General features: G+C 49.1%; 7 protein-coding genes. 1 reads left to right on the top strand and 6 read right to left on the bottom strand.

The features are described from left to right. Positions 1–193: 193 nt before the first annotated feature. The 4 genes from RM811_RS07965 to RM811_RS07950 form a co-directional block, all read right to left on the bottom strand. Positions 194–1,498, bottom strand: a complete 1,305-nt coding sequence (locus RM811_RS07965) for an imelysin family protein (protein ID WP_402522680.1) — start codon at positions 1,496–1,498, stop codon at positions 194–196. 799 nt (positions 1,499–2,297) lie between these two features. Continuing rightward, positions 2,298–2,885: a hypothetical protein gene (locus RM811_RS07960; protein WP_402522678.1), complete on the bottom strand. Its 588-nt coding sequence runs from the start codon at positions 2,883–2,885 to the stop codon at positions 2,298–2,300. 254 nt (positions 2,886–3,139) lie between these two features. After that, entirely contained in the window at positions 3,140–4,174 is a 1,035-nt protein-coding gene (locus RM811_RS07955; RefSeq protein WP_402522676.1) for a CNNM domain-containing protein, read from the bottom strand. 96 nt (positions 4,175–4,270) lie between these two features. Beyond that, complete coding sequence (locus RM811_RS07950) at positions 4,271–4,657, bottom strand: SET domain-containing protein (protein ID WP_402522673.1); 387 nt, start codon at positions 4,655–4,657, stop codon at positions 4,271–4,273. A gap of 78 nt (positions 4,658–4,735) precedes the next feature. Here RM811_RS07950 and RM811_RS07945 point away from each other — a divergent pair, with 78 nt between their 5' ends. Next, positions 4,736–5,071 carry a hypothetical protein gene (locus RM811_RS07945; RefSeq protein WP_402522672.1) on the top strand — a complete coding sequence of 112 codons (336 nt, stop codon included), beginning with the start codon at positions 4,736–4,738 and terminating at the stop codon, positions 5,069–5,071. A 130-nt stretch (positions 5,072–5,201) separates the two neighbouring features. On the opposite strand, the gene dnaJ is transcribed toward RM811_RS07945, so the two are convergent. Together dnaJ and dnaK are read right to left on the bottom strand one after the other, a co-directional pair. Further along, the gene (gene dnaJ / locus RM811_RS07940; protein ID WP_402522670.1) at positions 5,202–6,338 is read right to left on the bottom strand and encodes a molecular chaperone DnaJ; all 1,137 of its coding nucleotides are present in this window, start codon (positions 6,336–6,338) and stop codon (positions 5,202–5,204) included. Between the two features lie 170 nt (positions 6,339–6,508). Beyond that, positions 6,509–8,188 (bottom strand): molecular chaperone DnaK (gene dnaK, locus RM811_RS07935; protein WP_402522668.1); only part of this gene is annotated, 1,680 nt, incomplete at its 5' end.

Genomic DNA, 8,188 nt, shown 5'->3' with positions numbered 1-8,188 from the left:
GACACGATTCCTGTGGTTGGCTATGCATTCCCACGCAGAGCGTGGGAACGAGGTTCCTGGTGGGTTTTGCGACAGCCTCGAAGGCGGGAATCCATCTCGAGAGTGGGAGTCTATCTCGAGCAGTGGATCCCCGCCTGCGCGGGGATGACGGCTGGGTGTTAATTCTCCCTTTTGCGACACCCTTCAAGGTCGTTTAAAATTGATGATCGGCGGTATCAGGATTCAATTGTTGAATACCCATCAGACCCGCGGCTTCCTCAATGGCACTGGTTTGAACAACCAGAGAACTAATGGCAGATTTCACCAGGTCGTTGCCTTTTTTATCACCCGGAGCGATTAGCTGGTCGAAGAAAATGCCTTCCTTTTCTGCTGAATCCACCAGTTTTTGCAGGGCATCCTGACTCTTGTCAAAATTGGTAAGAATGGCCAAAGCCTGCTTCTGGTTTTTCTCAGCAACCAGGTTAGCCAGGCTTGGGCCGGTCATGACCTCGCCATTTACCCGCTGATACCGACCGGTATAAACATTACGAATACCCAGATTATTGTAAAAGTGGGAGTTATGGGTGTTGTCACTGAAGCAGTCATGTTCATCTTCCGGTGAATTGGCTTCCAGAGCGACTTTCATACGCTCACCTGCCAGTTCGCCGAGAGAGAGGCTGCCCATGCCAAACAGCATTTTACGGAAACCCTGCTTAACGGGTTCGGCCATCAGGGTTGAGCGGTAGTTGTCGTTCACTTCAGGCTGCCATTGACCAGTCATATATTCCAGATCAGTAATGAGCAGTTCCAGCGCGGTCAGAAGGTACTGCCCCCGGCGTTCACAGTTACCACCTGTGCAGGCTTTACCTTTGGCGAAATCGGAAGCGGGACGATTACCCGCACCAGAATCAGTACCATTCAGGTCCTGACCCCAGAGGAGAAACTCAACCGCATGGTAGCCAGTGGCAACATTGGCTTCGCTGCCACCCAGTTCGTTCAGGTCGGCCAGCAGCTGTGGTGTCAGATTATTGAGGTCAAGCTTTTCACCACTGACGGTTAACTCAGGGGTGTTGATAATGTTAGCCAGAGCACCATCATTGCCCATTTCATAGTCATACTGACCAGGCTGAACATAGTCGATCAGGCCTTCATCCAATGGCCAGGCATTGAGCTGGCCTTCCCAGTCATCGACAACCGGGTTACCAAATCGAAAAACTTCACTTTGCTGGTAGGGAACCCGTGCCGCTTTCCAGGCAGCCTGTGCCTGTGCAAGATTGTCTTCCGATGGGGTGGTGACCAGTTCAAGACTGGCCTGCTGTAACGCTTTGGCAGTAATCAGTGCATCTTCGTACGTTGCCAGGGCGATATCAGCATAGTGGGTAATAATCTCACCGCCTTTGGCGGCACTGACGGATACCTGTTCTGTGTTCAGCGTATTTTCGGCACTGTCACAGCCAGCCAGTAATGTTGAAGCCAGCAACAGGGAGCCAATGATTGGCCGGGAAGAATAAGGCATCATCCTTAATGGTCTCCAATAATTTTTTATTGATTGTCGTCTATCTATGGTTTGCGAATTATAATGAGAATTATTCTTATTTCAATGGTTGGTAAACTATTTATCTCTTACTGGTAGGAAGTGCTTTATTCGAGATGGGACTCTGTGATCAATAAAATCAGGGTGTGGGGAGTATGTGATGCAATTATCCCAAAGGCATTAGCGAAAGATTTATTCTCGGACAGGCTCCCAGGTATGACGGCAGTTTTTCATACCAGTCATCCGGTAAAACATACGACAGTAGATTTTATAAGTTTCATATCCAGACTGTCCATCAAAGCAGGGTAGCCTGTGTGAAACACTTTTTGGACAGTTGAAATAAAAAGCAACGAACGCAACAAGCCCTGCTAGACTTGGCCTGTGCTGGTCTTTTGGTCGCAATAACACAGGCATTTTCCTGTTTTCAGGGCGATGTATTGTGTTTAGGACTTGCATAAAGGCAGCTTGAGCCTTGGATCATAACAACGAATGTTGCGCTCGTTGCGGTTTTAATCAAGAGCTTATAGCTACTTTCTGTTTGAGAACATCCTATTAAGGAGTGAGCCTGGACTGAAATTATTGGCCGTGGTTACAATCACGTAAGGTAGGTCTGTCTCGGCTTCAATAGGTAAATAGCACTGTTCAAGTTCACCATTTGGGATTAGTCCATTTGATGTCGGGTTGAAGACAGGGTTTTGTTTGTTAATTTCGTGTAGCCTTTGCAGCAGGGGAAGGCAGCGATCTTCAATGAACTCTATTTTTTCTTTAATCGGTTTTTCGTTGTTCAGCTCTCCGGCACTGCACGTTGTATTTTTTTACTTGATGGGCCTGATTGTTGCGATGGCAACGTCTTATCAATTATTTCCGATGATTCTTTCTCAGGTTTTTGTTCATTTATCCTGGGCACAGTTTGATGCGTTTCAACGACAGTACTGTGTATTTGTATTTTATCTGATACCTCGGGTGGCGGTTCCTGCTCCTGCTCCCTTGCCTGACATGTATTGGTACTCTCGCCTTGGCAGGTTTTGATAGAAGCGGGAGCCGTAGGGTTTTTATCGGCCAGACCCTGAGCAATCAATTCATGCTCTAAGTCTCGCTGGAGGTCAGCAGTGAAATAACATTCGTCGCAGAATCCGTGCTCACCCTGATCGTGGACATGTGTTATATCGCGAGTTTTTAATGCCTTTATATCATTGGGCTTCGGTGGCTTCTGCCCTGTCGTCATGAAAGAGTCGATAAAAGACAGGGTGACAACGACAACACTAAGGCTGTTATCCCATAGTATATAAGCTTTGGTTTTCGTAGCAGCCCAAAAAGGATTAAGGCCGGTTGCATCGGTTATCGCTGGGTTAAATCCATGAAGTCCAGGCATAGAAAATTCTCGACTATTTCATTTCTATAAGCAGTTGATCGAATGTAACCGGATAATTAGACGGATAGATCTGAAATTAGTTCCAGGATTTCGCAGGCAGCAAGAGGGTGGCCTGAATTTTTGCCGAAGCATTCTGATTGTAGTTATAAAAAAAGGCCACTTTACCGATTTTGATATCAGGCAAGGCATTGAACGGTCTTCAGTGTGAAAATCGGGAGACTGAGGATAGTCTCCCTCCGCCCAGAAAAAACGGCTTATATCGTTCCAGTCAGTCGGTGCGCCCACTTGGTTCTTGCAGCCTGCTGCATATCCACCACTTCATCACTCTCGTCAACAATTTCACGACCCAGCAGGGTCTCAATCATATCTTCAAGGGTAACAATACCGCGAATATCACCATACTCGGTCACCACCATGGCGATATGGCTGCGTTGCTCCAGGAAGGTGGCCATCAATTTTGGCAGTGGCTCTTTTTCCATAACGGCAATAATCGGACGCTTAAGTGTCTCCAGTGTCGCCTTTTCACTCTCATGAAGGTGAGACAGCAGGATGTCATTTTTCAAGACAAAGCCATTAATGTCATCGGGGTCTTCACTGTAGACGGGAATACGTGAAAAGCCTGACCCGGAAAACGCGTTCATATAGTCTGCTGTGGTCATTGACTCCGGTAATGAGAACAGGACTGAGCGAGGTGTCATGATCTCTACGATCTCCAGGTCCCGGAACTTCAGCATGTTTTTCATCAGTTCCGATTCAACCCCCTGCAGAGCGCCTACCTGATAGCCGAGATCCGCCATCGCCTGAATTTCATCCCGAAGATAAGGATTGGTCTTGTCTTTTGGTGCCAGCTTTTTGGTTAATATTTCGGTAACCCAGATGATAGGTAGAAGACATCTGACCATAAACCGAACACCAACGGCCATCACCGGAACCAGAGATTGCCACCAACTGGCTCCAATGGTTTTTGGAATGATTTCTGACAGCACCAGAATAAGTAAGGTTAAAACACCTGAGAATACGCCGAGCGATGCATCACCAAACACTTTTGCAGCCTGGGCACCGGCAACAGCAGCACCCACCGTATGAGCAACTGTATTCAGGGTGAGAATGGCAGCCAGGGGACGGTCGATATGATCATGGAGTTCCCGGACAATAGCAGCCCAGCGACTGTTCTTTTGTTCAAGGCTGACCACGTAGGCCGGGGAGATACTGAGTAGGACGGCTTCAAATACCGAACAGATAAAGGACACCGCAATAGCGACGACAACATACGCAACAAGCGTAACCACGCATGACACCAGGGAGTAATAAAGGAGCGCTATTTTAGCGTGAGAACCGCACTTTTGGCGATAGATATTACTGATTATTACACACTGTTTTCATCGCTATTTTTGCCACGTTATGTCGTCGGGGCTCCATAATTTGGATTGATCATTCGGTGAACCATTGTAGTTTATGGTAATTTCATCATTGGCCAGAATTTTTCGAATGGCGATAAATTCAATGAGCTGGTTATTCTCCCTGGGGATATAGATGGCGTTGGGCGTATATGAGTGGTTATAAATAGAACCCAGGCCGAGAGCCAGCGCTGCTCGTTTCTGCTCCTTTCCCCAGGCAAAATAGTAATTATTGAGCATGGTCAGCTCCAGAAGCTCAACCTCTTCATGGGGGATCTCAAGTATTGGACACTGTTCAATGATGGTGTCCCTTTCAATTCGGCTGTCGGTATATACACCGCGACCTTTGCCATGGCTGTTTGCGATATAGAGCATGTTATTTTTATTGTTATGGTTTTTAGAAAACGGCGTTTGTAGTATTGCCTGTCTAAGTTTAAAGACAGAATAACAATAATGAGCCTCCCCGGTGTAGTCAAAAAAGGGGGTATTTATGGGGCGTTACTCAGGCAGTGTATGCCGTTTCAGGGAATTATGTGGGCAGTCAGGTTTGTGCGGCCTGTCATATTGACGTCTATGCCGACTGGAAAAGCAGCCAGCACCATTGCAGCACTTCAAAAGGCCAGTCCTGATAACGTTCTTGGTGATTTTAATAACACATCTTTTCAGTATGGCAGGGTTGCCAGTCGTTTCTTCCTGAAGAATCAACAAGTTATGGTAGAGACCGATGGCCCGGGAGAACAACCGGAACCATATAAAGTTGCCTATACCATTGGTGATTATCCACTGTAGCAGTATCGTTCTCGTAGTATCTTCTAATCATCCTGGGAAAAGGTTTACTGAAAATAAATATAAGGTGGCATAAAAAAGCCCCTGATTTCAGGGGCTGATTCTTTCAGAAGTGTATCAGGAAGTCATATAGTCAAAGATCATCAAAGAATTTCTTCACACCATCGAAGAAAGATTGCTTCTTAGGTGACTGACGACCAGTGCCTTCTTTCTGGAAGGTTTCTTCCAGTTCCTGCAACAGTTCTTTCTGGCGTTCGGTGAGTCTGATCGGGGTTTCAACAACCACGCGGCACATCAGGTCGCCAGCACCGCCACCCCGAACCGGGATAACACCCCTGCCGCGCAGGCGGAACAGTTTGCCAGTCTGGGTTTCAGATGGAATCTTCAGCTTCACGCGGCCTTCAAGGGTTGGCACTTCCAGTTCACCACCCAGCGCGGCATCCACAAAGGTAATGGGTACTTCGCAATAGAGGTGTTTGCCATCACGCTGGAAGATGGCATGGTCGGCAACAGCGACCTGAACATAGAGGTCACCCGCCGGGCCACCATTAACACCCGCTTCGCCTTCACCGCCCAGACGAATGCGATCACCCGTATCAACACCCGGTGGAATTTTAACAGACAGTGTCTTGTATTCCTGAACGCGGCCTTCTCCATGGCAGGCATGGCAGGGATCCTTGATCATCCGGCCAGTGCCGCGACAGTCCGGACAGGTTTGCTGTACCGAGAAAAAGCCCTGCTGCATGCGAACCTGACCAATACCACCACAGGTAGTACAGCCAACGGGGCGGGTTCCTTTTTTCGCACCGGAACCATCACAGGCCGTACAGCCTACAAGTGTTGGAATGCGAATTTTCTTGGTGATCCCGCGAACGGCCTCTTCAAGGCTCAGCTCCAGCTGATAGCGAAGGTCGGCACCGCGTTGCACAGAGCTGCGGCCGTGCCCACCGCCAGCACCGAAAATGTCACCAAAGACATCGCCGAAAATATCGCCAAAATTACCACCGGCAAAACCGCCGGCACCACCCATACCACCCATGCTCGAGTCAACGCCGGCATGGCCGTACTGGTCATAGGCGGCTTTCTTCTGAGGGTCAGAAAGTACCTCAAACGCTTCATTGATTTCCTTGAAGCTTTCTTCCGCCGCATGATCACCCGGGTTACGGTCGGGGTGGTGTTTCATGGCCATACGGCGGTAGGCCTTTTTGATCTCCTTATCCGGGGTGCCTTTCTCAACACCTAATATTTCGTAATAGTCGCGTTTTGCCATCAGTAAAACCCTGAGCTAACTGCATTCACCAGTCGAGCATGAAAACACAGAACTCACTGGATTCATGGTCAAGCCTGACAAAGCCTTCATTTTTGATATATACGACAACGCGGGAACGAATCCCGCGTTGTGGCCAATCCAATCATCAGTCATTGATGATTGCTGTGGTCTTACTTCTTGTCATCCTTTACTTCTTCAAACTCAGCGTCGACGGCATCGTCTGCAGCGGAGTCAGCTTTGCTGCCTTCACCGGCTTCAGCCTGGCCGCCCTGTTGAGCTTCTGCATACATCTTCTGAGTCAGACCGGCAGTGGCTTCAGACAACGCCTTGGTCGTGGCGTCGATAGCTTCCTTATCGTCGCCTTTCGCTGCAACTTCAAGCTCTTCTACCGCTTTGTTGATAGCAGCCTTCTCTTCTTCAGTGGCCTTGTCACCAGCTTCTTCAAGCATTTTGCGAGTAGCGTGCGCGAGACCATCGGCCTGGTTACGGGCAGCGGCCAGCTCTTCAAACTTCTTGTCGTCTGCAGCGTTGGCTTCTGCATCTTTGACCATCTGATCGATTTCATCGTCAGACAGACCGGAAGAGGCCTTGATGACAATAGACTGTTCTTTGCCAGTTGCCTTGTCTTTTGCAGAAACATTCAGAATACCGTTAGCATCCAGGTCGAAGCTGACTTCGATCTGTGGCATTCCCCGTTGTGCGGGTGGAATATCGGAGAGGTCGAAACGTCCCAGAGATTTGTTATGGGTTGCCTGTTTGCGCTCACCCTGACACACGTGAATGGTGACGGCAGTCTGGTTATCATCGGCGGTTGAGAAGGTCTGGGATTTCTTGGTAGGAATCGTCGTGTTCTTCTCAATCAGCGCTGTCATCACGCCACCCATGGTTTCGATACCCAGGGTCAGCGGCGTTACGTCCAGCAGCAGTACGTCTTTTACATCACCAGCCAGAACCGCAGCCTGGATAGAAGCACCCATGGCCACCGCTTCGTCCGGGTTAACGTCTTTGCGTGGCTCTTTACCAAAGAATTCAGCCACTTTCGCCTGAACCATTGGCATACGGGTCTGACCGCCCACCAGAATGATTTCGTCGATGGCAGACAGATCCAGGTCAGAATCTTTAACTGCAATGCGGCAAGGCTCCAGAGAACGGGCAATCAGGTCTTCTACCAGAGATTCCAGCTTGGAACGGCTCACCTTAACGTTCAGGTGTTTAGGGCCGGTTGCATCGGCAGTGATGTAAGGCAGGTTGACGTCGGTCTGCTGAGTAGACGAAAGTTCAATCTTGGCTTTTTCAGCGGCTTCTTTCAGGCGCTGCATGGCCAGAGGGTCGCCTCGCAGGTCGATGCCCTGGTCTTTCTTGAATTCGTCGGCAAGATACTCGATCAGACGCATGTCGAAGTCTTCACCACCCAGGAAGGTGTCACCATTGGTGGCCAGTACTTCAAACTGATGCTCGCCGTCTACGTCGGCAATTTCAATAATGGAAACGTCGAAAGTACCACCACCCAGGTCATAAACCGCGATGGTCTGGTCGCCTTTCCGCTTGTCCATGCCGTAAGCCAGTGCCGCAGCCGTTGGCTCGTTGATAATACGCTTAACGTCCAGACCTGCGATACGGCCGGCGTCTTTAGTGGCCTGACGCTGGGAGTCGTTGAAGTAGGCAGGAACGGTAATAACGGCTTCAGTTACTGGCTCACCCAGATAATCTTCAGCGGTTTTCTTCATCTTTTTCAGAATTTCGGCAGAAATCTGAGGGGGTGCTTTCTTATCACCCTTAATTTCAACCCAGGCATCGCCATTCTCGGCTTCGGCGATCTTGTAAGGCACCATTTTGATGTCTTTTTGAAC

Source organism: Endozoicomonas sp., assembly GCF_031844845.1.
Taxonomy (GTDB): domain Bacteria; phylum Pseudomonadota; class Gammaproteobacteria; order Pseudomonadales; family Endozoicomonadaceae; genus Endozoicomonas.
This window is presented reverse-complemented; position numbering and strand designations above follow the sequence as displayed.